The 24,652-nt window shown below is 69.9% G+C and carries 17 protein-coding genes; 7 read left to right on the top strand and 10 right to left on the bottom strand.

The features are described 5' to 3' along the window. Window positions 1-97: 97 nt before the first annotated feature. The 3 genes from C0012_RS10280 to C0012_RS10270 form a co-directional block, all read right to left on the bottom strand. Complete coding sequence (locus C0012_RS10280) at window positions 98-2,560, bottom strand: helix-turn-helix transcriptional regulator (RefSeq protein ID WP_162621919.1); 2,463 nt, start codon at window positions 2,558-2,560, stop codon at window positions 98-100. 219 nt (window positions 2,561-2,779) lie between these two features. Beyond that, window positions 2,780-3,616: an HAD hydrolase family protein gene (locus C0012_RS10275; protein ID WP_110589892.1), complete on the bottom strand. Its 837-nt coding sequence runs from the start codon at window positions 3,614-3,616 to the stop codon at window positions 2,780-2,782. A gap of 25 nt (window positions 3,617-3,641) precedes the next feature. Continuing rightward, window positions 3,642-5,045 (bottom strand): MFS transporter, encoded by a 1,404-nt coding sequence (locus C0012_RS10270; RefSeq protein ID WP_110590003.1) that lies wholly within the window; start codon window positions 5,043-5,045, stop codon window positions 3,642-3,644. Window positions 5,046-5,109: 64 nt separating this feature from the next. On the opposite strand from C0012_RS10270, the gene C0012_RS10265 reads away from it, so the two are divergent. The 5 genes from C0012_RS10265 to C0012_RS10245 all read left to right on the top strand — a co-directional run bounded on the left by C0012_RS10265 (window position 5,110) and on the right by C0012_RS10245 (window position 10,353). Further along, window positions 5,110-6,300 carry an MFS transporter gene (locus C0012_RS10265; RefSeq protein ID WP_110589891.1) on the top strand — a complete coding sequence of 397 codons (1,191 nt, stop codon included), beginning with the start codon at window positions 5,110-5,112 and terminating at the stop codon, window positions 6,298-6,300. A gap of 109 nt (window positions 6,301-6,409) precedes the next feature. Further along, window positions 6,410-8,266 carry a molecular chaperone DnaK gene (gene dnaK, locus C0012_RS10260; protein WP_110589890.1) on the top strand — a complete coding sequence of 619 codons (1,857 nt, stop codon included), beginning with the start codon at window positions 6,410-6,412 and terminating at the stop codon, window positions 8,264-8,266. After that, window positions 8,266-8,877 carry a nucleotide exchange factor GrpE gene (locus C0012_RS10255; protein WP_110589889.1) on the top strand — a complete coding sequence of 204 codons (612 nt, stop codon included), beginning with the start codon at window positions 8,266-8,268 and terminating at the stop codon, window positions 8,875-8,877. The genes dnaK and C0012_RS10255 overlap by 1 nt, the downstream gene beginning before the upstream one ends. A 17-nt stretch (window positions 8,878-8,894) precedes the next feature. Next, a complete protein-coding gene (locus C0012_RS10250; RefSeq protein WP_110589888.1) occupies window positions 8,895-9,848 on the top strand; it encodes a DnaJ C-terminal domain-containing protein in 954 nt (317 codons plus the stop codon). A 73-nt stretch (window positions 9,849-9,921) separates the two neighbouring features. After that, window positions 9,922-10,353, top strand: coding sequence for a heat shock protein transcriptional repressor HspR (locus C0012_RS10245; protein ID WP_110589887.1), 432 nt, complete (start codon window positions 9,922-9,924; stop codon window positions 10,351-10,353). Window positions 10,354-10,416: 63 nt separating this feature from the next. On the opposite strand, the gene C0012_RS10240 is transcribed toward C0012_RS10245, so the two are convergent. From C0012_RS10240 to C0012_RS10230, 3 genes are read right to left on the bottom strand one after another with little or no spacing between them, the layout of a single operon-like run. Next, window positions 10,417-13,758 (bottom strand): ATP-binding protein, encoded by a 3,342-nt coding sequence (locus C0012_RS10240; RefSeq protein WP_332835689.1) that lies wholly within the window; start codon window positions 13,756-13,758, stop codon window positions 10,417-10,419. Window positions 13,759-13,760: 2 nt separating this feature from the next. After that, window positions 13,761-14,426: a DUF4194 domain-containing protein gene (locus C0012_RS10235; RefSeq protein WP_110589885.1), complete on the bottom strand. Its 666-nt coding sequence runs from the start codon at window positions 14,424-14,426 to the stop codon at window positions 13,761-13,763. After that, window positions 14,419-15,879 (bottom strand): DUF3375 domain-containing protein, encoded by a 1,461-nt coding sequence (locus tag C0012_RS10230; protein ID WP_110589884.1) that lies wholly within the window; start codon window positions 15,877-15,879, stop codon window positions 14,419-14,421. The genes C0012_RS10235 and C0012_RS10230 overlap by 8 nt, the downstream gene beginning before the upstream one ends. Window positions 15,880-15,979: 100 nt before the next feature. On the opposite strand from C0012_RS10230, the gene glgX reads away from it, so the two are divergent. Next, window positions 15,980-18,130, top strand: coding sequence for a glycogen debranching protein GlgX (gene glgX / locus C0012_RS10225; RefSeq protein WP_110589883.1), 2,151 nt, complete (start codon window positions 15,980-15,982; stop codon window positions 18,128-18,130). A gap of 96 nt (window positions 18,131-18,226) precedes the next feature. Here glgX and glgP read toward each other — a convergent pair whose 3' ends face one another. The 3 genes from glgP to C0012_RS10210 form a co-directional block, all read right to left on the bottom strand. Next, a complete protein-coding gene (glgP, locus tag C0012_RS10220; protein ID WP_110589882.1) occupies window positions 18,227-20,797 on the bottom strand; it encodes an alpha-glucan family phosphorylase in 2,571 nt (856 codons plus the stop codon). Between the two features lie 191 nt (window positions 20,798-20,988). Then, window positions 20,989-22,017, bottom strand: a complete 1,029-nt coding sequence (locus C0012_RS10215) for a winged helix DNA-binding domain-containing protein (protein WP_110589881.1) — start codon at window positions 22,015-22,017, stop codon at window positions 20,989-20,991. 4 nt (window positions 22,018-22,021) lie between these two features. Then, window positions 22,022-22,309, bottom strand: a complete 288-nt coding sequence (locus C0012_RS10210) for a hypothetical protein (protein ID WP_110589880.1) — start codon at window positions 22,307-22,309, stop codon at window positions 22,022-22,024. Window positions 22,310-22,338: 29 nt separating this feature from the next. Between C0012_RS10210 and C0012_RS10205 the strand changes: the two genes are divergently transcribed. After that, complete coding sequence (locus C0012_RS10205) at window positions 22,339-22,620, top strand: putative quinol monooxygenase (protein WP_110589879.1); 282 nt, start codon at window positions 22,339-22,341, stop codon at window positions 22,618-22,620. Between the two features lie 103 nt (window positions 22,621-22,723). Here C0012_RS10205 and C0012_RS10200 read toward each other — a convergent pair whose 3' ends face one another. Further along, entirely contained in the window at window positions 22,724-24,616 is a 1,893-nt protein-coding gene (locus C0012_RS10200) for a YhgE/Pip domain-containing protein (RefSeq protein WP_110589878.1), read from the bottom strand. Window positions 24,617-24,652 lie beyond the last annotated feature (36 nt).

Below are 24,652 nucleotides of genomic sequence, written 5' to 3'. Positions count from 1 at the left end.
CACTTTCACAGAATGCGTGTTTCGGATGGATTTCCCACGCCGGGATGATGAGAAACTCGGTTCTCTGGTGTGCAGTCTGTGGAGAGGCGCGCGGGGCCTACTCGGCCAGCCCCAGTCGCTTCGCTGCCGCGCCCGCGTCGGCCCAGGAAGAGACCCCGAGCTTGCGGTAGATCGAGCGGAGCTGCGTCTTGACCGTGTTCGGTGAGACGTGCAGGCGCCGCGCGAGATCCTTCGTCGACGTGGCGACGGAGAGCTGAGCGACGACCGTGCGCTCGCGGTCGCTCAGCGTGAGCGATGCGCCGGTCGCAACCTGCAGTGCGTCGCGTACCCGGAGGAGGTCGCCGACGAGCCGGCGCCCGGCGGGGTCGAGACCGATCTGCTCGGCCTGCGCGATGATCACGTTGAGCGCACCCATGCCCTGCATCGCGAACGGCATCAGCGGGCGGGCGCGCGATGCCGCGACGATCGCGGTGGACAGGTGCTGTCGCGCGATGTCGACCGAAGAGACGGATCCGATCGCGTGATAAGCGAGGAACAGCAGCACGTGCGCCCAGACGCCGAGTACTCCCGCGTCTCGGACCTCGGGAGACGTCGCGAGGCAGGCGAGGGCGCGTTCAGGCTCGCCAGCGTGCAGATGCGCTCGGGCGCGGAGGATCTCGAGGGGGACCAGATTGGCGAACTCGGTCGGTGCCGATGCGAGCAGGGCCGTCGCGCGGTCGTCCGCGCCGACGGACAGGAGCGTCTCGGTCCGAGCCCACGCGAGCAGGGCGCGGTGATGAAGCGAGAGGCTGCGTCCCTCGAATCCCCGCTCGAAGAGCTCCAGGCGCCGGATCGCGAGGGCCGACGATCCGAGGAGGCTGTGCGTGATGGACCGGAGTGTGACGGACACGAAGCGCAGCGTGATCGGGTCGTCGAGCGGCGGCGCCTCGTCAGCGGCATCGAGCGCCGTCTGCAGGGCGTGCGGGTCGACGACGTACAGGGCGCTGCTCAGGGCGACGACGCTCTGCATCGGCCGGGAGATGACCTGCGCACCGACGATGTTGTCGACGCGCGACTGGACCGATGTCGCGAAGGGCGTGCCGTTCGACCGGACGATCAGCAGCATCTCGTGCGCGAACTTCGCGAGCCGCTCGTGGCGTTCCTGATGCGCGAGTGCGGCGGCCGCCGCGAAGCGGTCGGACGCGATGTTCGTGCAGTTCGCGTCGAGGGCACTGAGCCCGGCCTGAATGAGGGCGGTGACCTGCATGAGCCCGCAGGGACGCGGCGTCCGGGCGGGGGCGTGCGGGGCGGAGGCACTGGAATCGACGAGATTCTCGTGGATCTCGAGCGCGTCGGCGTGCCGACCCTCAAGGCGCGGCAGGATGCCCCGCAGGATGTCGGCGGCGAACCGGGCGTCGTCGGTCGCATCGGGGGAGGAGTCGACCTCCTCGAGCAGCGCGCGGGCCTCGAAGCGCGCGTCGTGCGGGATGCTTCCGGAGTGATTCGCACTCGTGACGTCGAGAAGGGTGCGTGCGAGCGCGAGCCGCAGGCGGGGATCCGGGTCGCTCTGCAGCGCTTCGGCGAGCCAGGGGCGCGCCCGTTCGACGTCGAGGTCGCTCAGCTGCCACCAGTGCCGGACGAGAAGGCGCCTGCGGGCCTGTGGGAGGTCGGAGACGATCGCCCAGCCCTCGTCGGAGCGGCCCGCGCTCAGTTGCTCGGAGGCGAGGGCCGCTACGGCGTCGTCGACGGCGGACATTCGCGCCTCGCGTTCGATCCGTTCGATCACCGCGGCGCGGATATCGGGGCGCAGCGCGAGCGTGTCGGTGGCGAGATCCTGCGTGAAGAAGCCGTTCTGAAGCAGGTTGTCGAGCGCGGCGCGGACCACCTCGTCCTCTCCCCAGACGGCCAGGAGCGTGTGGCGGGGCATCGGACCGATGCGCGCCGACATGAGCGCGGCGCGCCACGCGTTCGGTCGGAAAACGCCGGCGGCCGCCGAGCTCGCGAAGTACGAGGTCGCCTCGTCGCACCCCACGTGGAGAGCAGCCTCGTCGAAGGATCCGCGCGCGGCCGCGGCGCGGAGGACAGCGTCGACGAATCCGGTGTGCGCGCCGACGCGGTCGAGCAGTTCGTTCGCTTCTTCCCAGGAGATCGCGAGCCCGAGCTGCTCGGCGCGGTCGAGGATCTCGTCGGCCGTGAAGCCGAACAGAGCGCCCGAGAGGACGCGTTCGGGGCGCACGTCGGCGTCGAGCAGCCCCGGGGGCCACTGCGTGCTCGAGACCGCGATGAGCGTCGCATTCGGCCACCGCTTCCGCACCGCGAGCGTCGCGGCGACATGGTCGCCGCGCATCCCCTCGAGTTCGAGCAGCACGACGTCGGCGTCGGGGGAGTCGGCGGGAACGTCGACGCGAGTGGACGACCAGCGCACGAGCGATGCATCGGACGAGGCAAGCCACTCGCGTACGCTCGTGACGACGCCGCTACGATGCTGTGCGGTCACGAGGACGGTCGCGCCTGGGGCGACGCGGCGCCACAGCGAGACGAGCCGTGGCCGGCTCAGCCGGTCGCCGTTTGCGTTCTGCACGGTCACCCCTCCCAGCCCCCATAATGTCACCGAGCGCTCACATGTGTGATTCCCGGGTGACTGCGGGGTGAAACCCGCGGGATGTCTCGGGGCGGCGGCGCCGTGCGCCGTATGGTCGAGGTGTCGGCTCGCGCAGCATGACCGCACCGACAGGCCGAGAGGTTCGGGGCCCGGGCAGCGATCGGGGGAACGCCGCCCGGGTTCTCCCGTTCGGTGCCGCTACACGAGACCGTGGCGTGCGAACGCGTTCCAGATGCCGTCGGCGTCCACGGCGGTCGTCGCCTCATCGGCCGCCTCGCGCGCCTCCTCGGTCGCGTTCCCCATCGCGATGCCCGTGCCCGCGAGCCGGAGCATATCGAGATCGTTGTTGTTGTCGCCGATGGCGAGGGCGGCTGCGGCGGGAAGCGCGAGTTCGCGCAGCACCATCTGCATCGTCGAACCCTTCGTGACGCCCGCCGGGGAGATCTCGCCTCCCGCCGTTCCGAGGCCCGGCATCGTGCCGGTGATGACGCTGAACTCGTCGCCGAGGCGCCCTCTCACGGCGCCGTAGCAGCCGAGGTCGTCGCTCGAGAATGCCGACTTGGCGATACCGGTGTGGGGCGGATCGTCGGTGATCGTCACGTGGTCGAGGAGAGCCTCGCGCGTCGCGTCGGACAGGCGCCCCTCGGCGTCGAGAACGGCCGTCACGCGGTCGACAGCGCGGCGCGTGGCCCAGACTTCGTCGCGGCCCTGCAGCACGTAATCGGCCCCGACGGCGCGGAGCGCGGTGATCATCTCAGCGACGCGGGCGGGATCCATGAGCCGCTCGACGCGCCATCCTCCGGCCTGCCACAGCGTGCCGATCCAGGCGTAGGCGCCGGCGCCGAGGATCGCGCCGTCGAAGCCGATGTCGACCAGTCGCCCTTCGACCTCGCTCGGAGTGCGCCCCGAGGCGAGGTAGACGAGGTGGCCGTTCGCCCGTGCCCGCTGCACGGCGTCGACGGTCGACTCCGGTATCTCGCCGGCATGGTCGATGATCGTGCCGTCGATGTCGAGGAAGGCGATGCGGGTGGTCATGCTTCGAGTCTCTCAGGCCCCGATATCAGCGCGCGTCGCGGACGAGGGCGACGAGCACGAGGCCGATGACGAGCACGACCACGATTCCGAGCACGCCGAACACCGTTGCGCCCGTCGCGGCGACGAGGACGGTCCACAGCAGCGACGACATCCAGCTTGCCGCGCGGCCCGTCGTGGCGTAGAGGCCGAAGATCTCGCCCTCGCGACCGGCGGGGGTGACTCGGGCGAGGAAGGAACGGCCAGCCGATTGCGCGGGGCCGACAAAGGCTGTGAGGAGGAGACCGAAGATCCAGAAGACGATCGCGCCCGCGTCGGCGAGGAAGAACACCACGAGGCCCGTGACGATCATGCCGGACAGCGCGAACAGGATGATCGCCTTCGGGCCGAAGCGGTCGTCCCAGCGCCCGGCGATGATGGTCGACACCCCTGCGATGAGATTCGCGGCGATGCCGAAGAGCGCGAGCTCGAGGAACTGGAAGCCGAACACCTGGCCCGCGATGATGGCACCGAACGTGAACACTCCCGCGAGGCCGTCGCGGAAGACGGCGCTCGACAGGAGGAACCAGAAGGTGTTGCGCGTCGCGGGGGAGCGATAGAGGCCGACGACGTCGCGAACGAGGAGTGCATAGCTGCGGAGGAATCCGACGCGCCGCTCGGGTTTGCCGAGGGGCGCGGGTTCGGGCACCTTCAGGAACACGGGGATGCCGAACAGGATCGCCCAGACGGCGCAGCCCACCGCGATGAGACGGAACGGGACTCCGTCGGCGTCGGGGACGCCGAACCAGTCGGCGGCGTAGAACGCGATGACGAGCACGAGTGCGACGACGCCGCCGACGTATCCGAAGCCCCAGCCGACGCCCGAGATGCGGCCGATGTTCTTCGGGTTCGCGATGCTGACGAGCAGGGCGTTGTTGTTGACGCTGCCGATCTCGTTGAAGACCGTTCCGGCGGAGATGAGGGAGACCGCGAACCAGAAGAACGCGGGCGCGGGCTCGGCGAACCACAGGCCGAGCATGCAGCCGATCGTGCCGATCGTGCCGATGCCGAGCCACAGCTTCTGCCGGCCCTGGGCGTCGGCCTGCTGGCCGAGCACCGGGGCGAGAGCGAGGATGAGGAGGCCCGCGATCGTCGTCCCGAGGCCGAGCCCGCTCGCGAGACCGGCGAGCGCCTGCGTCTTCACGGGATCCTTGTCGTCGAGCGCCTGCACCTCCGCCGGGAGGAACGCGTCGGTGGTGAGGTAGAGGGCCGTGAAGATGAAGGTGAGGATCACCGTGTTAAACGGCTGAAGTCCCCAGTCCCAGAAGGCCCAGGCGAGGACGGTGGACTTCTTCGTCGGCGCGTCGTCGAGCTGCGCCTGAAGGCCGAGGACCGGCACGGCCTCGCTGTCTGCGGTCGCCGGCGGCGAGGGGCGTCGGGGATTCTCGGTCATAGCGCGCACCATAGCGCGGGTGTGTGACATCGCGGGAAGCATCGGGCAGGATCGACGGGTGACGATGACCCCCGAGCGCGCGCTTCGGCGCGCGCACATCGCGGCCGCGACGTTCTTCTTCGTCAATGGTGCGGTCTTCTCGAGTCTCGTGCCGCGATATCCGGAGCTCAAGGCCGAGCTCGGGATGAGCGCCACGCTGTACGGCGTCGTCCTCGCGATGAACCCCGTCGGAGCGATGGTCGCCGGCGTCGCCGCGGCGACGCTCATCAGAAGGTTCGGATCCGCGCGCGTCGCCGCCGTCACGAGCGTCGGCCTCGCTGCCGGGATCCTCGCCGCCGCGTCGTCGCCGACCGTGCTGCTCCTTGCGATCTCGTTCCTCGTCGCCGGCGCCATGGACGCGATCGCCGACGTCGCGCAGAACGCCAACGCACTGCGCGTGCAGGAGCGGCGGGGGCGGTCGATCATCAACTCGATGCACGCGATCTGGTCGGCGGGCGCTGTCGTCGGCGGGGCGCTCGCCGCGGGTGCGATCGCCCTCGGCGTGCCCCTCACGACGCATATCCTCGCGACGAGCGGCTGCCTTGCCGTCGGCTCGATCCTTGCGCTGAGGTGGGCGCTTCCCGGGCCGGATTCGGAGGTCGGCCGCACCGAGCAGATCCGTGTCGCGAAGGCGGCGGGCGGCGTGACACCGAAGGTGGTCCTCCTCCTCATCGCGCTCCTGCTCATCGCGATCGGCGGTGGCCTCGTCGAGGAGGTGGGCTTCTCCTGGGTCTCGCTCTATCTCCGCGACGAGATCGGGGCGCCCGCGCAGATCGCCGCTGCAGGATTCGTCGGGCTGGTCAGCGCGCAGTTCCTCGGGCGCATGGTGAGCGACCGCCTCGTCGACCGCTTCGGGGCGCGCGCCGTCGTGACCGTCGCGGGGATCCTCGTCGCCGTGGGCATCGGCCTCGCGATCAGCGCGACGTCCGTGTGGGTCGCGTGCGTCGGCTTCGCTCTCGCGGGCTTCGGTTGTGCGCCGACCATTCCGCTGGCAATGCAGGAGGCGGATCGGATCCCGGGCCTGCGTCCCGGTGTCGGGCTGACGATCGTCACCTGGCTCATGCGTCTCGCGTTCCTCGTCGCGCCCCCTCTCGTCGGCGCGATCGCCGACGCGAGTTCGCTGCGCGCGGGTCTCACGGTGTCGCTCGCGGGCGGCGTCGTCGTCGTGCTCCTCGCCTTCGTGATGTCCTCTCGGTCAACCCAGAAGCAAACTTGAGCTGGCTCATATCAAGTTTGTTGACAGGGGGATGGGCGTGACGTACGCTTGAGTCATCGCGACTCAACTCTCGCGAGCAGACTTCCCCATCGACGAAATGGAGCTGAACATGGCACGTGCTGTGGGTATTGACCTCGGAACGACCAACTCGGTCGTGTCCGTCCTCGAAGGCGGCGAGCCGAAGGTCATCGCGAACGCGGAGGGCATGCGCACGACCCCGTCGGTCGTCGCCTTCGCGAAGGACGGAGAGGTGCTGGTCGGCGAGACCGCCAAGCGCCAGGCCGTCACCAACGTCGATCACACGATCGCGTCGGTCAAGCGCCACATGGGCACCGACTGGACGTTCACGGTCGAAGACAAGAAGTACACGCCGCAGGAGATCTCGGCGCGCATCCTCCAGAAGCTCAAGCGCGACGCCGAGCAGTACCTCGGCGACACGGTGACCGACGCCGTCATCACGGTCCCCGCGTACTTCAACGACGCCGAGCGTCAGGCGACGAAGGAAGCCGGCGAGATCGCGGGCCTCAACGTGCTCCGCATCGTCAACGAGCCCACGGCGGCCGCGCTCGCGTATGGCCTCGACAAGGGCCAGGAGGACGAGCTCATCCTCGTCTTCGACCTCGGTGGCGGCACGTTCGACGTCTCGCTTCTCGAGGTGGGCAAGGACGACGACTTCTCGACGATCCAGGTCCGCGCGACGGCCGGTGACAACCGCCTGGGCGGCGACGACTGGGACCAGCGCGTCGTCGACCACCTCATCACGCAGTTCAAGAACACGACGGGCGTCGACGTCTCGAACGACAAGATCGCGCTGCAGCGCCTCAAGGAGGCCGCGGAGCAGGCGAAGAAGGAGCTCTCGAGCTCCGCGTCGACGACCGTGAGCCTGCCGTACCTTTCGCTCACCGATCAGGGCCCGGCCTCGCTCAGCGAGACGCTCTCCCGCGCGAAGTTCGAGGAGCTCACGAGCGATCTGCTCGACCGCACCAAGAAGCCGTTCGAAGACGTTATCCGCGAGGCGGGCGTGAAGCTCAGCGACATCGCGCACGTCGTCCTCGTCGGCGGCTCCACGCGCATGCCGGCCGTCGCCGAGCTCGTCAAGAAGGAGACGGGCAAGGAGGCGAACAAGGGCGTCAACCCCGATGAGGTCGTCGCCGTCGGTGCCGCGCTGCAGGCGGGCGTGCTGAAGGGCGAGCGCAAGGACGTCCTGCTCATCGACGTCACGCCGCTGTCCCTCGGTATCGAGACCAAGGGCGGCATCATGACGAAGCTCATCGAGCGCAACACCGCCATCCCGACCAAGCGCAGCGAGACGTTCACGACGGCCGAGGACAACCAGCCCTCCGTCGCGATCCAGGTGTTCCAGGGCGAGCGAGAGTTCACTCGCGACAACAAGCCGCTCGGCACCTTCGAGCTGACCGGCATCGCTCCTGCCCCGCGCGGCCTTCCGCAGGTCGAGGTCACCTTCGACATCGACGCCAACGGCATCGTGCACGTGTCGGCTACCGACAAGGGCACGGGCAAGGAGCAGTCGATGACCATCACGGGCGGTTCGTCGCTCGACAAGGAAGACATCGACCGCATGGTCCGCGAGGCCGAGGAAAACGCGGAAGAGGACAAGAAGCGCCGCGAGGCGGCCGACACCCGCAACCAGGCTGAGACGCTCGCCTACTCGGTCGAGAAGCTTCTCGACGAGAACGACGAGAAGCTCCCGGACGACGTCAAGGAGACCGTGAAGGCCGACGTCGAGTCGCTCAAGTCGGCGCTCGCAGGCGATGACGACGACGCGGTGAAGTCCGCGCTCGACAAGCTGAACGAGAGCCAGACCAAGCTGGGAGAGGCGATCTACGCCCAGGCCCAGCAGGAGCAGGCCGACGCCCCGCAGGCCGACGCGTCGGGCGACGCCTCGTCGGATGACGAGGACGTCGTGGACGCCGAGGTCGTCGACGAAGAGGACGAGAAGAAGTAATGACGGACACGGACCCGATCGAGCCGAACGACGGCGACGACCAGGTCCAGCCGGACGCCGAGGCGGGGGCCGACCAGGCCCCCGCCGCGGGCGCATCCGCTGGAGACGACGCCGCGGAGGGTGAGGAGCTCACGGTCGACGAGATCCTCGACGCCGATCAGACTGACGATGCGATCGTCCAGGAGAAGAGCGACTACGAGACGCAGCTCCTGAACGACCTCAAGCGGATCCAGGCCGAGTACGCCAACTACCGCCGCCGCACTGAGGAGCAGCGTCAGGTCGAGATCGACCGCGCGAAGGGCGAGGTCGCGAAGGGCATGCTGCCCGTGCTCGACGACCTCGACCGCGCGGCGAAGCACGGAGACCTCGAAGAGGGATCCGCCTTCGCCATCGTGGCGGAGAAGATGCGCGGGCTGGCCGAGCGCACAGGGCTCGTCGCATACGGCGAGGCCGGCGAGGCCTTCGACCCGCAGCAGCACGAGGCGGTCTTCCAGCAGCCGACCCCCGGGGCGACGGAGTCGACGATCCTCGAGGTCGCCGAGGTCGGATACCGACTGGGCGACGTCGAGCTGCGCCCGGCCAAGGTGGTCGTGGCCGTCCCGGCCGACTGACGTAAAAGAGGAACGCGATGGCCAGCCAAGACTGGTTCGACAAGGACTTCTACAAGATCCTCGGGGTGTCGAAAGACGTCGGCGATGCGGAGCTGAAGAAGGTCTACCGCAAGCTCGCCCGCAAGTACCACCCGGACTCCAATCCGGGCGATCAGGCGGCCGAGGCGAAGTTCAAGGACATCAGCGAGGCCTACTCGGTGCTGTCGGACCCCGAGCAGCGGAAGGAGTACGACGAGCTCCGTGCGATGGGATCCGGTGCGCGCTTCACGGCGGGCGGATCAGGCGCCGGCGGCTTCGAGGACGTCTTCAGCCGCTTCTCGCGCGGAGGCGGCGGCGGATCCCCGGATTTCGATGACATCTTCTCGATGTTCAATCAGTCGGGGGGCGGCCGCGCGGGCGGCTTCGGTGGTTTCGGCGGTGCGCCGGGCCCGCAGAAGGGGAGCGACGTGCGCGCGCGCACGACAATCGACTTCCTCACGGCCGCGAAGGGGGAGACGATCTCCCTCCGCAGCGAGGACGGGAAGCCCTTCAAGGTGAAGATCCCCGCGGGCATCGGCGACGGCCAGAAGATCCGTCTTCGCGGCCGTGGGCGCCCGTCGCCGAACGGTGGCGAAAGCGGCGACATCGTCGTCGAGGTGACGGTGCGCCCGCACCGCGTGTTCTCGCGGGACGGACGCAATCTCCGGCTGACCGTCCCCGTGACCTTCACGGAGGCGGTGCTCGGCACGACGATCGAGGTTCCGACGCTGGAGGGCACGCCCGTGAAGCTCCGCGTCGCACCCGGCACGCCGTCGGGTCGCGTGCTGCGGGTCAAGGGTCGTGGGATCGCGACGTCCAAGGGGACCGGAGACCTTCTCGCCGAGGTTCAGGTGGCGGTTCCCGATCACCTGAATGACGAACAGCGCGAGGCGCTCGAGCGCTATCGTGCCGTGGAACCGGCCGAGAACCCGCGGGCCGAGCTGTTCCACTGACGATGCTCCCTCGGGCGGGATCCGCGCATCCCGCCCGAGGTCGGGCATCCTGAGAGACGTACGGAGGTGTGAGATGCAGCTGCCCGAAGGTGTGAGCGAGCACGACCCGATCTTCCCGATCGCGGCCGCGAGTGAGCTCGCGGGCATGCATCCGCAGACCCTCCGCCAGTACGACCGCATCGGGCTCGTTGTACCGGGTCGTACGCGGGGCGGATCCCGCCGCTACTCCGCCCGCAACATCGCGCAGCTGCGTCAGGTGGCGCGGCTGTCCGGCGAGGGCGTTCCGCTCGCCGTGATCCAGCGCATGCTCGACCTCGAGGACGAGGTGCAGGATCTGCGCGCCGAGGTGCGCGCTCTCGCGGAGCAGCTGCGTGAGGAGCGCGAGACGCGCCCCGGCGCTCGCGTGTTCGCGACGAACGCCGAGGGTGGCGTCGTCACGCTCACGGGCACGACGCGCGTGCGCCGCCAGACAGACATCATGATCTGGCGCCCGCCGCGCGAGTAAGCGAGCACCCTTCTCGCGAGTGAACAGGGACGCGCTCTCGCCAGAACGACGCGGGCACTCTCGCTACTCCGGAAGCGCCACCTTGGGCCTCGCCCAGGAGCGGCCCCGCGTGTCCTTCAGGACGTCGTACTCGACGTCGACGTGGGGCTCGATCGCGCTGTACTTGTCGTTCGGGGCGCCGATGACGAGCTGGAAGCCGAGGCCGCGCCAGGCGCCGATCGCGCGCTTCGTGAAGTGCGCGTCGGCCTTGATGAGCGCCTCGTCCAGGAACACCGGCGCGTAGCGCGGCCGCTCGGATCCGGCGTCGCCCAGCTGATAGCGCAGGGCTGCGCCCACGATGAACGCGATGAGCTCCTGCGACTCTCCGCCCGACTTCTCGCCGATGTGATCGTAGAGCGCGAGGTGCTGCCGTGAGGCGGCGTCGACGCGCTCGGCGCTGACACGCACGTGGCCCCGCACATCGATGAGATCGGCGAACTCGGGCGCCGTGCGGCGCATGCGGGCGATGAGCTTCGCCATGCGGCCGTAGACGCGCTCGCGGTCGGCATCGCCCGTCGCCTGGTCGATCATCTGCCGCACGTCGCGCAGGTCTCGGCGGAAGCGGCGGCGCGATTCGGAGCTGCTCTCGCGCGTGATGATCTGCAGGCGGCTGTCGTCGTCGTAGAACGGCAGCTCGCCCATGATCTGGTTGATCGGCTCGATGCGGTCGCGGATCTCGCGAATCGAACGGCTGAGGGTCGAATCCAGGTTGGTGAGATCGTCGCCCGACATACGGATGAGGCTCGCCCGCCACTCGGCCTCGAGCTCGTGCAGGCCGCTCGTCTCGAGCGCGGCGAGGATGCGCTCGAAGTCGACGACCGACGCGTCGGGGTCGGCGAGAAGGTTCGGGTTGGGCCAGCGCTCGAGGAAGTTTCGCATCACCCGGCGCATGCTCTCGCGATGCTCGTGGTGCGCGTCGAGCGCGGCACGACGGTCTTCGCCCAGGCGCCGTGTCGCTGACTGCATCGCCGCGTCGAAGGTGCTGAGGGCGACCGTCGGAGTGGCGCCGGACCCCCTGTCGTCGTCGAAGCGATCGTCGAGGAGCGCCGCCTGCGCGTCGGTGAGCTCGCGTCCGGCGGCATCCGCGGCGTCGACGATCTCCTGGCTCGTGTCGACGTCGTCGATCACATCGGCCCAGCGATCGTTCACCTGGTCGCGCTCGACGCTCGCGCGGGCGATGCGGTCGCGCAGATCGGCCGCCTCCTGAGAGGCCTCGGCGAGCTGCTTCGTGAACTTCTGGATCTCGGGGCTGTCGTCGGTGAGCTCCTGCTCCGCAGAGACCCACCGGTCGCGCTCGGCGGTCGCTGAGGCGACGTCGATCTGCTCCCAGGTGGTCGCGACGATCTTCTCGGAGGCGGCGCGACGGATGTCGACGGCGTCGAGCGCAGTCTCGGCCTCGGCGACCGCCTGCTCGGCGCGCGTGTAGCGGAGCTGGGCGGCGTCGAGATCGGCCTCGAGCTCGCGCAGCGCGCGGTCGTTCGAGAACCCGAGGACGTTGCGGCGGCCGTGCCCGCCGTGGGATCCGCCGTCTCCTTGCGAGACCTGGCCGGCGATCGTCAGGGCGAGGCGATGGTCGGCAAGCTCGGCCGCGCTGTCGACGCAGACGAATCCGTAGCGTTCGACGAGTCGCTGCTGTAGCCAGCCGGCGAACGGGCTCTCGGCGAAGTCGAGGCGCCCGGGCAGGGTGCGGGCATCGGGGTGCGCGGCGAGCGCCATGTCTGTGAGGGCGCCGTCATAGCTGATGCGCTGAGGCGTGCGCACGCTCTCGATCGCGGCTCGGAACGCCGGCAGGTGGGCGGTGTCGATGAGGATGCGCGTGGCGAAGCTGCCGAGAGCGAGATTGAAGGCCTCACGCCACGGCTCGAACTCGGTGCGCACCTCGATGAGCTCGCCGACGAACGGAAGATCGGCGGAAGTGAGGCCCGCGGCCTCGGCGAGCTTCTGGCGCGCCTCGGCGAGGGGCGCCGGGATCGCCCCCGAGGAGGATGCCGCGGCCAGCTTCTCGCGTTCGAGCTCGGCGATCCGCTGGCGGGCGGCCGTGCGCTCGGCGGCGGTCTCGGCGAACGCGCGGCGGGCGTCGCCGCGAGCATCGGCGTCGTCGAGGGTGGATCGTGCCTCGGCGACGAGGCTCTCGAATTGCGTCTTGTTCGCGACGTCGACGCCCAGCTCGCGAACGTCATCGTCGAACTTCTCGCGGGCGCGGGTGGTGTCGGAGAGACGACGTTCGGCGGCCTGCCGCTCGCGCTGCGCGGTCTCGAGGCGGTCGCCCCCGGACTGGCGCAGCATCTCTCGGATCGCGTCGCGCTCGGCCTCGGCGGCCTCGGCGAGCGCCTCACGCTCGCGCACGACGGCGTTCAGGGACCGATTCTTCTCGCCGAGTTCGTCTTCCACGGCGCGCAGCAGATCGAGACGCCGGCGGGCGCGCCACAGCGTGGCCAGCGAATTCTCATCGGTGAAGTCGCCGATCTCGTCGAGGAGGGCCGAGTGCTCGGCGGCAGCGGTGATCTTGGTCTGCAGCTCGCGGAGAGGTTCGAGCGCCTCGACCTGCTTCCTGGCCTCGACCATGCGGACGCGTACGTTCTCGAGCTCGTCGAAGTGCGCGACGACGGCATCGGCGGCAGCGAGCGTCTCGGGCTCATCGAGCACCATGCGCTTGTAGAGGTCGTCGACGGTCGTGATCTGCTGGCCCGCCTGGATCCGCGCGAGCAGGTTCATCGCCTTCGCGCCGGATCCGGCCGCGCCGATGCCGAGGACCGAATGCAGGCGCGCCGAGAACTCGCGGTCGGTCGCAACGGGGTCGAGGCCCGCGGCCTTCAGCGCGGTGTCGCTGAAGCGCCGGGCGGCGGCCTCTTCGAGTGCCGACGGATCGAACGCCGCGTCGGTCGTCGCGCGCACGCGCACGGTGTCTTCGAGCACGCGCGCCGTCGCCGGAACATACCAGGCGCGCACGGCCGTGAAACGGGATCCGTCGTGATCGAGCCACGTCATCGACACGGCCGTCCACGTGTCCTCGCCATCGCCGCGCAGCACGCGCACCTTCGTGCCCTCGTCGGTGCGCGTCTCGTCGATCTTGCCGCGCGCGTACGAGAGGATGTTGCGCTGGTCCTCGCCGCGGGCTCGCCCCGAGACCGCTCCGTTGGAGGCGCCGTTGAAGGGTGTCGTGTGCGGCATCATGAGCGCGATGTAGGCGTCCATGAGCGTCGACTTCCCGGTGCCGGATCCGCCGACGAGCAGCGTCGCCCCGGGCGAGAAGCGCACGACGTGGGATCCGTCGTACCCGCCCCAGTTGACGAGGTGCAGCTCCTCGGCCGTCCACTGCTGTCCGCGCGAATCGGCGGGGATGAGCCCGAAGAGGGTATCGAGCATCGTCACAGTTCGTCGGCCTCCTCGGCGGGCTCTTCGCCCGCAACGGTCTGGGTGCGCAGCCAGGCGCGCAGCTCGTGGAGCTTCTCGGCGCTCATCACGACTTCGACGAGCGGGCTGATGCGGTATCGGCCCTCGGTCTCTTCGTCGAGGATGCCGTCGCGGTCGAGGCGCGCCACGGCGGCACGCACCGCCTTCTGGCGCTTCGCGGTGTCGCGCTCGGCATCGGCGAAGTAGCTGAGCACCGTCTGCTCGATGTCCTCGATGTCGATGCGCGCCTGTGCCTCGCCCGCTGCCTGCTCGCGCTGGAAGACCGCGCGCACGTGGACGAGCACCAGCGTCTCGGCCCGGGTGTAGGCGTTGTCGCGCAGCAGGATGGGGACGTCGAGCTCGTCGCTGCGCACCTGCTGCTTGTAGGCGAAGCCCCGGTCGTGGTCGATGACAAGGCGCACGAACAGATCGCCCAGGCGCGACTCGACGAGAGCCTGATTGTCGAGAAGGGCCGCCCATTCGGCGCGATTGCGCTCGGCCGAGAGGAAGCGCCGGCGCAGCAGGTGCACGAGCACACGGCGCACCTCGCTGTCGAGCACCCCGCGGTCGCCCGGGAAGAGCTCTTCGGGGGCCTCCTCCATCGCGACAGGCGCGATGAACGCGGTCTCGGCGTCAGTCATCGTTCTCCTCCGGTGTTCGCGCGGTGACGGACTCGAATGCGAACTTCCTCGTGCTGCCGTCGGGGCGCAGTGCTTCGACGATCGACACATCGCCCGACTCGACGATGTCGCCGCGGTGCGCGATCTCGAGCAGCCCGACCAGGTCGACGGGGCGGCGGGTGCTGTCGTCGGCGCCCGCGAAGGCCGCTGCGAGATCGTACTCGGAGCCGAGCGTCGAGACGTATTCCTCGAGCTCGGCGTAGTGGGGGCCGCCCCAGGCGCGGGTGTCGACGTCGAGGAACTCGACGTCGTGGGCCGCGGCCAGCGGCGCGGGCGTTCCGGGCGGGCGGATGTCGCCGAGCGTCTGGCGCAGGTGCGCGACATCGGCGACGGGCAAGCTGCGCAGGGGGTCGACGCGGGCGTCGGCCGATGTGCTGGCCCACGCGTGCAGCCCCGACATGACGTCGCGCAGCAGATCGTCGACCTGACGATCGCGCGCAGGATCGTGCGTGCGCACCTGCTGGGTGATGACGTGCGAGGCTCGACGCTGCGCCGTGAGGACCTCCTGCACGCCGAGTTCGACACGGCGGCTGATGGCGTCGAGTTCGGCGCGCTGCGCCGGATCCATCAATCTCGCGAACGGCTGGGCGAGCACGCTCTTGAGCTCGTTCGTGAGCGAGTCGATGCGTGCGGGATCGCCGATCAGGCGCAGGGCGCCGGCGAAGGCGCGGCCTTCGGGCGTGGACTGCATGACGTGCTGTCCGCGCTCGAGGTACTCGCGCAGCACCTCGCCCGTGGGGCGCACGTCACGGCGCAGATCGGCGACGACGTCGCGCTGCATAGCCTTGATCGACTCAGCGACGCGGGTGAAGTCGGCGGGCAGCTCGCGCGCGAGGTGCAGGACGTTCTCGGCCTCTTCGAGCAGCTCGTCGTCGTCGATGGGATCGGCGTGCCCACCCTCGAGGCGATCGATCTCGGCATCGAGCAGCTCGCGTTCACCGCGCAGCCGCTCGAGGCGCCGCTCGGGGTCGTTCTCGGCGTCGCCCGCGAGGCGATCGACGGCGTCGAGCAGGGTGCGCACGCGGGAGTTCGAGACGCGACCGCGGCCTCCTGTCCGGCCCGTGATCTCGAGGGCGCCGATGGCGTGAGCCGAGAGACGGTAGACCTCGGTGTCGTCTTCGATCTGCGGCACGAGCCACCCGACACGCACCCAGTAGCGGCAGATCTCGCGGGCCTGGCCAGCGGGAAGGCCGCGCTCGTCCGCGTCGTATCCGGCGGCGCGAAGCGCGTCGAGCAGCTCGTCGACCTCGACGTGTGCGTCACTGACGGCGACGGCGGGGCGATCGGCCGTGAAGATGCTCGACAGGGCCGCGACGACGAACGGCGCGAAGCGACCGTGGAGCAGATCGAGCGTCGGCGTCTTGAACGCGGCGAGCGCGCGCGAATAGGCCGCCTCGGCTCGCGGAGAAGTCATACAGGCGAGATTACCGACAGCCCCTGACGGCGAGGTTGGCAGAGCGCCCGCGCGAGCCCCGGGATTCGGCTTCTCCGCCTGCTCGGGGCATGATGAGCGCATGAGCCCGCACACGTGGAGTGCCCTCGGGGAACGCGCGCCGATCTGGCCGGGGCGCAGTTGGCCGCTCGGCGCGACCTGGTCGCCCGTGTCGACCAACTTCGCCGTCTACGCCCCCGATGCGACGGCGATGTGGCTGTGCCTCTTCGAAGACGATGGATCCGAACGACGGGTGCCGCTCACAGAGCGTCACGTCGGCGTCTGGCACGGCGCGATGCCGGGCATCGAGCCGGGGCAGCTCTACGGGTTCCGCGCCGACGGGCCGTGGGATCCCGCGAACGGCTATCGATTCAATCCGCACAAGCTGCTTCTCGATCCCTACGCCGCCGCGACGGCCGGCGATGTCACGCCGACGCAGGCGCTCTACGCGCATCAGTGGGACGATCACGCGGCGCGCAACGACGACGACTCGGCCCCGGTCATGGCACGCAGCGTCGTCGTGGATCCGTCGTACGACTGGTACGACGATGCGCAGCCCAAGACCCGGTGGCGCGACACGGTCATCTACGAGCTGCACGTGAAGGGCTTCACGAAACTGCACGACCGGGTGCCCGAGGAGCTGCGCGGCACCTACTCGGGTCTGGCGCACCCCCACGTGATCGACTACTTGAAAGACCTCGGCGTGACGGCCGTCGAGCTGCTCCCGACGCAGCAGTTCTTCAGCGAACCCGACCTCACCGAGCGTGGCCTGACGAACTACTGGGGCTACAACACGGCCGGATTCTTCTCGCCCCACAACGCCTACTCCTCGCGCGGCGACCGCGGCGGGCAGGTCGCCGAGTTCAAAGACATGGTGCGCGCCTTCCACGACGCGGGCCTCGAGGTGATCCTCGACGTCGTCTACAACCACACGGCCGAGGCCGGCGCGGCGGGCCCGGTCGTCTCCTTCCGTGGCCTCGACGATCGCGGCTGGTACAAGCGCGTCATCCCGCACGGCGATGCGAGCTTCGACGACGTCTACTGGGACGTCACGGGGTGCGGCAACACGGTCGACACCTCCGAGCCGATGACCCTGCGGCTCATCATGGACTCGCTCCGGTACTGGGTCACCGAGATGCACGTCGACGGCTTCCGCTTCGACCTGACGAGCGCCCTGACCCGCACGGGCTACGACGTCGACATGGCCTGCGCCTTCCTCACGGCGGTCGATCAGGATCCGATCCTGCGGCACGTGAAGCTCATCGCCGAGCCGTGGGATGTCTCGATGGACGGCTACCTCGTCGGGCAGATGCCCGCGCCGTGGGTGGAGTGGAACGATCAGTACCGAGACACGGTCCGCGACTTCTGGCGCGGCGCCGGCGACATCGCGACGGTCGCGACGCGCCTCGCGGGATCCTCGGATCTGTATCGCGACGACGGGCGCTGGGCGTTCGCGGGCGTCAACTTCGTCACGGCCCACGATGGCTTCACGGTGCGTGATCTCGTGAGCTACGAGCACAAGCACAACGCGGCCAACGGCGAAGACAATCGCGACGGCACGGACAACAACCGCTCGGCGAACTACGGCGCCGAGGGCGAGACCGACGACGCCGGCATCGTCGCCGTGCGGCGCCGCCAGGCCGCCAACATCATGGCGACCCTCGCCCTGTCCAAGGGCGTGCCCATGATCACCGCGGGCGACGAACGCGGCCGCACCCAGGGCGGGAACAACAATCCGTACTGCCAGGACAACGAGATCAGCTGGATCGACTGGTCGGGCGACGACGCCTGGCTCGACGTGTACGAGCAGACGCGGCGTGCCCTCCAGCTGCGGCGCGACCATCCGGCCCTGCGGCAGCGTCAATGGTTCGAGGGGGCTCCCGCGGTCGCAGGAGGACAGGCCGATCTGCTGTGGCTGCACCCGGACGGCCGGATCATGCGGGACGAAGACTGGGGAGACGGATCCCTGCGCACGCTCGGCATGCTGGTGTCGGGCAAGCCGCTGCGCGATCCGGGGCCGCATGGAGAGCAGATCGTCGACCGCGCCTTCCTCACCTGGTTCAACGCGGCCGATCACGACGTGACGGTCGCGAGCCCCGCGAACCGCTTCCACTCGGCGGGGGAGGTGGTGCTGTCGACGGATCCGGCGTTCGCGGTCGGCCAGCACCTCACCGTCGGCGAACAGGACGTGGTCGCCGCCCGCAGCGTCGTCGTGGTGCGCTCGGTGGACTGAGCCCCGCGCGCCAGGGGCGCCCCCACATGTCCACAAGTCTTCGCCGAGTCCGCAGCTGTTTGCTGCGGACTCGGCGAAGACTTGCGGATTTGGGCGCTACTCCGCGAACGCGACGAGACCCGTCTCCGCCGGCCCGGCGAGATGGGAGTTGGCGGGCACGACGCGCACGGTGCAGCCGAACGGACCGGAACGGTCGAGCGCGTGGGATCCGGCGAAGCCGTACCGACCGCCCTCGAAGGCGTCGGCGAGGGTGAGCGTCTCGAACCGGACGTCGGTGAGTTCGTCGTCGGCGTTCGGCCTCCCGCAGGCGAGCTGCACCGCGACATCGTCGGGGGAGATGTCCCCGAGAGCGACGAACGCGCGCACGTCGAGCAGCGCGCCGACCTCCGCGACATCGCCGACGCCGTCGACCTCGACGTGCTCGACGCGGACGGATCCCCACCCGTCTTCGACGCGTCGCCGCCAGGCGGCGAACGCGTCCGCCCCGTCATCCTCCGATCCCAGAGCGCGCACGCTCCGCGTCGCGGGCAGGTACAGTTCGGTCACGTAGTCGCGCACCATGCGCGTCGCGAGCACCTTCGGGCCGAGCGACTCGATCGTGTGCCGCGCCATCTCGAGCCAGCGCGCCGGCAGGCCGTCGGCGTCGCGATCGTAGAACCGCGGCACGACCTCGCGCTCGAGGATCTCATACAGCGCCGACGCCTCGAGATCGTCCCGCTGCGACGGATCCGGCAGGCCGTCGGCCGACGGGATCGCCCAGCCGTTCTCGCCGTCGAACCATTCGTCCCACCAGCCGTCGAGGATCGAGAGGTTGAGGCCGCCGTTGAGCGCCGCCTTCATGCCGCTGGTGCCGCACGCCTCGTAGGGGCGCAGCGGGTTGTTCAGCCACACATCGCAGCCCGGATACAGCGGCTGCGCCATCGCGATGTCGTAGTTCGGCAGGAACACGATGCGGTGGCGCACCTCGGGGTCGTCCGCGAAGCGCACCATCTCCTGGATCAGCTTCTTGCCGCCGTCGTCGTTCGGATGCGACTTGCCCGCGATGATGAGCTGGATCGGGCGCTCCGGATCCGTGAGCAGCGCCTTCAGCCGTGCGCGGTCGCGCAGCATGAGCGTGAGGCGCTTGTACGAGGGCACGCGGCGCGCGAAGCCGATCGTGAGCACATCGGGGTCGAGCGCGTCGTCGATCCAGCCGAGCTCGGCCTCGGCCGCGCCGCGCTTCTGCCAGGCGCGCCGCAGGCGCGAGCGCGCGTCGACCACGAGCCGCTCGCGGAGGATCCGCTTGATCTCCCACATCCTCGCGAAGCTCGCGCCATCGAGGGCGCGAGCGAACTCGGACGGATCCCCGTCGGCATCCGCTCCGAGGGCCGTCACGAGCTCGCGGATCTCGCGGGCGACCCAAGTGGGCGCGTGCACCCCGTTCGTGATCGACGTGATCGGCACCTCGGCCTCATCGAACAGAGGCCAGAGGCCGCGGAACATGTCGCGGCTCACGTGCCCGTGCAGCTTGCTCACGCCGTTCGCGCGCTGTCCGAGACGGAATCCGAGGACGGCCATGTTGAAGACGCCGGGATCCCCGCCCTCGTAGTCCTCGGCGCCGAGCTGCAGCACGCGGGCGGTCGGGACGCCGGGTGTCACGCCGCCCTCGGAAGCGAAGTACTGCGCGATGAGCTCCTGCGGGAAGCGGTCGATGCCCGCAGGCACGGGGGTATGCGTCGTGAAGACGGTCGACGCGCGATTCAGCGCGAGCGCCGCCTCGAACTCGACGCCCGGATCCGCCGTCGTCAGCTCGCGGATCCGCTCGAGGCCCTGGAAACCCGCGTGCCCCTCGTTCGTGTGATAGACCTCAGGGGCGGGGGAGCCGGTGATCCGGCTGTACGCGCGCAGCGCGCGGACGCCGCCGACGCCGAGCAGGATCTCCTGGCGCAGGCGGTGCTCACTGCCGCCGCCATAGAGGCGGTCGGTGATCTCGACGTAGTGGTCGGAGTTCTCTTCGACGTCGGTGTCGAGCATGAGCAGCGGCACCCGCCCCACCTGGGCGACCCAGATCCGTGCCATCAGGGCCGGGCCGCCCGGCATGTCGATCGAGATCGTCGCGGGCGTGCCGTCGGCCTCGCGCAGGGCCGTGACGGGCAGCTCGTCCGGATCCAGCACCGGATACGACTCGACCTGCCAGCCGTCGCGCGAGAGCGACTGCTTGAAGTATCCGTGCGCGTAGAACAGCCCGACGCCGACGACAGGGACGCCGAGATCGCTCGCCGCCTTCAGGTGGTCGCCCGCGAGGATCCCCAGGCCACCCGAGTACTGCGGGAGGGCGGCGGCGATGCCGAACTCGGGGGAGAAGTATGCGATCGAGGCCGGACCGTCGGGGACGTTCCGCTGATACCAGCGGTCTTGCGTGCGGTAGGCATCGAGGGCCGCCGAAGCCGACGCGAGGCGACCCAGGAAGGCGTCGTCGCGCGCGAGCTCGTCCCAGCGGGCGCGGGGCACGTCGCTGAGGACCCGCACGGGATCCCGTCGCGCGGCCCATACCTCGGGCGAGACCTCGGCGAAGATATCCTGCGTCTGCGAATCCCACGACCAGCGCAGATTTGCGGCCAGGGTGCCGAGCGCGGCGAGGGGCTCGGGGAGGACGGGGCGGACGGTGAAACGTCGGATCGCGCGCATGAGCCTGACGATAGACGGCCGCGGCCCCGACGCGCGAGGGATGTCACGTGAGGTTCACGCGAGCGTCGCATCCCCCTCCACCCGCGCTTCTGCACAACGACGCCAATTCTCGGTGTGCCGCCGGCCGGACCCGGTGTGTCGGGTGGCCGGGCGCAGAATTGGCGTCGTTGTGCAGAGGGGAACCGTGGGCCTCAGCCGTGCGGCCATGCGGCGACGGCGCGCTCGATGCGTCGGTGCGTCGCTGCCGGAACCCTCTCGACGAGCTCGAACGAGGCGTCCGGGCGGCCCTTCGCGGGGCCGCGCCACGTGCCGACAACGATGCCGTCGACGATGATGGCGGGCCGGAACACTCCGTTGTTGCCGGGCACGAGCGCGGCCTGCATCGCAGCACTCGCCACGAGAGAACGGTCGGCGTAGCCCAGGATCCACTCGTCGAATGCGGGCACCAGCGTCACGCCGGTGTCGCCGGGGTCCGCCTGGTCCCCCGCGATCCACGCCGGTTCGTCGTCGACCGAGACCCCCGTGAGGCCGGCGCTCGCCGCGGCCTTCCGCACCTGCGTCTTGGGCAGCTTCAGCCACCAGGCGAGGTCATTCTCGGTGACGGGGCCGCGCGCGGTGACGAGTCCGCGGACGATGTTGGTCAGCGGATCCGCGTCGGTCGGCGCCTGCGCGGGAGACGGCGTGAGCACCTGCTCGCCGCCGCGGAACGCGCCCCAGTGCCAGAGGCCCGCCACCGCGTGATGGAAGATCAGGTGGTACCCGCGTCCACCCGACGGTTCGAGTCCGGCCTCGTCCCAGAGCGCGAGCACTTCGGATCGGGTGGCCGGACGTTCGGCGAGAGCCTCGAGGGCGATGTCTCGTGCGCGTTCGAGCGTCGCGTCGTCGAGCCCGAGCTGTGCGCGTCGTCGGATCGTGGAGCGGTGGATCCGCTCGCGCGTCAGCGACCGCAGCGCGCCGAGGTGCGCGGGCGTCGTCGCGAACAGCGTGCCGCGCACGGGCCACGAGCGAACGAGCTCGCCGCGGTCGAACGCCGCGCGGACGTCGTCGATCGTCGTTTCCGGGCGCGAACGCAACGCGATGGCCCGCAGCACGGCGGGCAGATCCTGCCCCTGCAGCGCGACGGCGCGATCGACAACCTGCGTCGGCGAGAGACCGGATCCGCCGAGCAGCTGAGACGACCATCGCCGGCGGCGCGCGTCGGCCCGCGAGAGGGTCTGCATGGCCTCAGCGCCCGCCGTGGGCGGCCCACCGGCGCGCGGCTTCGGTGGCCGCAGACGTGATGAGCTCGTCGATCTCGGGGCTCTCCTTCACGGCGAATGACACATAGGCGCCGCGTCCTCCGCCCACGGGGCGCCCGTACGCCTTCGCGCCGAGCGAGCCGTCGGCCAGGAGGCGCACGGTGATCGACTGCAGCTCGAACACGTCGCCGCGCCGCTCGTCCCGCCAGCGCAGGTGCTCAGGGATTGCGACGTTGCAGGCGAGGGCCTGCACATCCGGTGTCGTGGAGTCCATGTCTCCGATCGTAGGGATAGCGTGGTCGGGTGCCCAGAGACGAGGTGACGCTGACCGGGTTCCTGCGATGCCGGGACGCGGCGGACGTCGCCGTGGTGCGCCGGCACCTGCCGGAGCACATCGCCCTTACACGCGCCGAGCCGGGGTGCGCGAGCTTCTCGGTCGAGCAGACGGACGATCCGCTCGTATGGGCCGTCGCCGAGCGCTTCGCGGATCGTGCCGCATTCGCCGCCCATCAGGAGCGTGTCGCGGCGAGCGAATGGGGCCGGGTGACCGCGGGGATCCCCCGCGAGTACGAGGTGAGCGGCTGAGGCTGGATGCACAACGACGCCAATTCTGCGCGGACTTGTGCCGGGAGCGGCGTGTCGGGGTGGTCGCCGCGAGAATTGGCGTCGTTGTGCACGTGCGCCCTGCCTACCCGATCAACGACGGCCGCAGATCGCGCAGGGTGCGAGTGCGGGTCATGCGGGTGATCGCGAGGAATGCGGCGAGGAGCGCGACCGCGAGCCAGATCGCGAGGAATCCCGCGTCGGCCCACGCGCGCGACATGTCCCCGCCGTACATGAGCTGGCGGATCCCCTCGACCGAGTGGCTCATCGGAAGCACCTCGTGCAGCGCCCGTAGAGGCGTCGGAAGCGTCTGGTAGGGGAACGTGCCGCCCGCCGTCACGAGCTGCAGCACCATGAGCACGAGCCCGAGAAACTGCCCCACGCTGCCGAGCAGCACGTTGAGGGTGAGGATGATGGCCGCGAACGTGATCGACGTCAGCGCCATGAAGCCGATCATCGCCGCCGGCTGCGCGATGGAATACCCCAGCGCGAACGCGACGATGAGGAACACGGCGACCATCTGCACGACGCCGAGGATCGCGGGCGTCGCCCAGGCGCCGAGCGTGATCGGCAAGGGGCGGCGCAGCGCCGTCACGGCACGCTGCGAGTACGGCTTCACGATGAGGAACAGGGCGTAGATCCCGATCCATGCCGCGAGGCTGATGAAGAACGGCGCCATCCCCGCGCCATAGGACGAGGCGGCGGTCGTCGCCCCCTCGTCGACGGAGACGGGATCCGACATCATCGCGGCGGCGGTCGCGCGCTCGTCCTCGGACTGGTCGGGGATCTCCTCGACAGCGCTTCCGAGGCTGTCGGCGAGTTCGCGGGATCCGCCCTTCAGCTCGTCGAGCCCTGAGTCGAGCTCACCGGCTCCGTCGGACAGCTCATGCACGCCGCTCGAAAGATCGGAGGCGCCCGTCGCGGCGCTCGCGATGCCGTCCGCGAGTGCGGGCATGCCGTCCGAGAGCTGCTGCGTGCCCTCGGCGAGCTGCGCGGATCCGTCCGCCAGCTGCTGGACAGCGGCCGCGGCGCCCTGCACCTCGTCGTTGGCCTGCTCGATATCGGTGTGGACGGGATCCACAAGGCTGACGACCTGGTCGATCTCCTCCTCCGAAAGGCCGGCCTCGGTGAGCCGCTCGCGCAGATCCTGCTCGGAGGGAAGCGCCCCGACCGCCTCGTCGACGCGCTGCGCGGCAGGAGCGACCTGCGCGTCGAGCTGCGCATTGCCGTCGGCCACCTGCTGCGCGCCGTCGTTTAGCTGGGACGCCTGCTCGGGCAAGGCGGACGCCGACGCATTCAGGGTGTTCAGCCCCGCGACGAGGTCATCGGATCCGTCGGCCGCAGTCGCGGCACCATCGGCGAGCGCGTCGGCCCCCTCCTTCGCGGACGCGGATCCGTCGGCGAGCTGTGCGGATCCGTCGGCCGCTTCTGCGAGGCCGGAGCGGATCGTTGCGAGGCTGTCGAGGAGTGTGCGCGCCGCCTTCTCGCCGACCTCCTGAGTGAGGCTGTCGCGCACGGTGTCGGTCACGGTGTCGGCGATCGTGCCGGCGAGGTAGCTGTTCGCGTCGTTCGTCGTGAGCTCGACGACGGCCTTCGACGGGTCGTCCTCGCCGATGGATGTGAGCGAGCGCGAGAAGTCGGCGCCGAAGGTGACGACGAAGTCGTACTTGCCCGATTGCAGGCCCGTGGCGGCTTCGCCGGCGTCGGTGACCTGCCAGTCGAGGGTCCCGTCGGCGACGAGCTCGTCGCGCACCTGCTCGCCGTAGTCGACGTCCTCACCGTCCTGTGTCGCTCCCTCGTCTTCGACGACGAGAGCGGCCGGCACGCTGTCGAGGTTGCCGTACGGATCGTCGTTGCCCCACAGGTACAGGCCCGAGTAGAGCACGGGTACCAGCATGAGCGCGACGAGCGCGAGGATCGACATGGGTGATGAGGTCAGCCGTTGCAGCTCGGTGCGGACGAGCGTGGGGAACTTCACGAGAACTCCAAGGTGAGGGCGTCACGAAAGTCGGAG

Source organism: Microbacterium suaedae (assembly GCF_003254645.1).
Taxonomy (GTDB): Bacteria; Actinomycetota; Actinomycetes; order Actinomycetales; family Microbacteriaceae; genus Microbacterium; species Microbacterium suaedae.
This window is presented reverse-complemented; position numbering and strand designations above follow the sequence as displayed.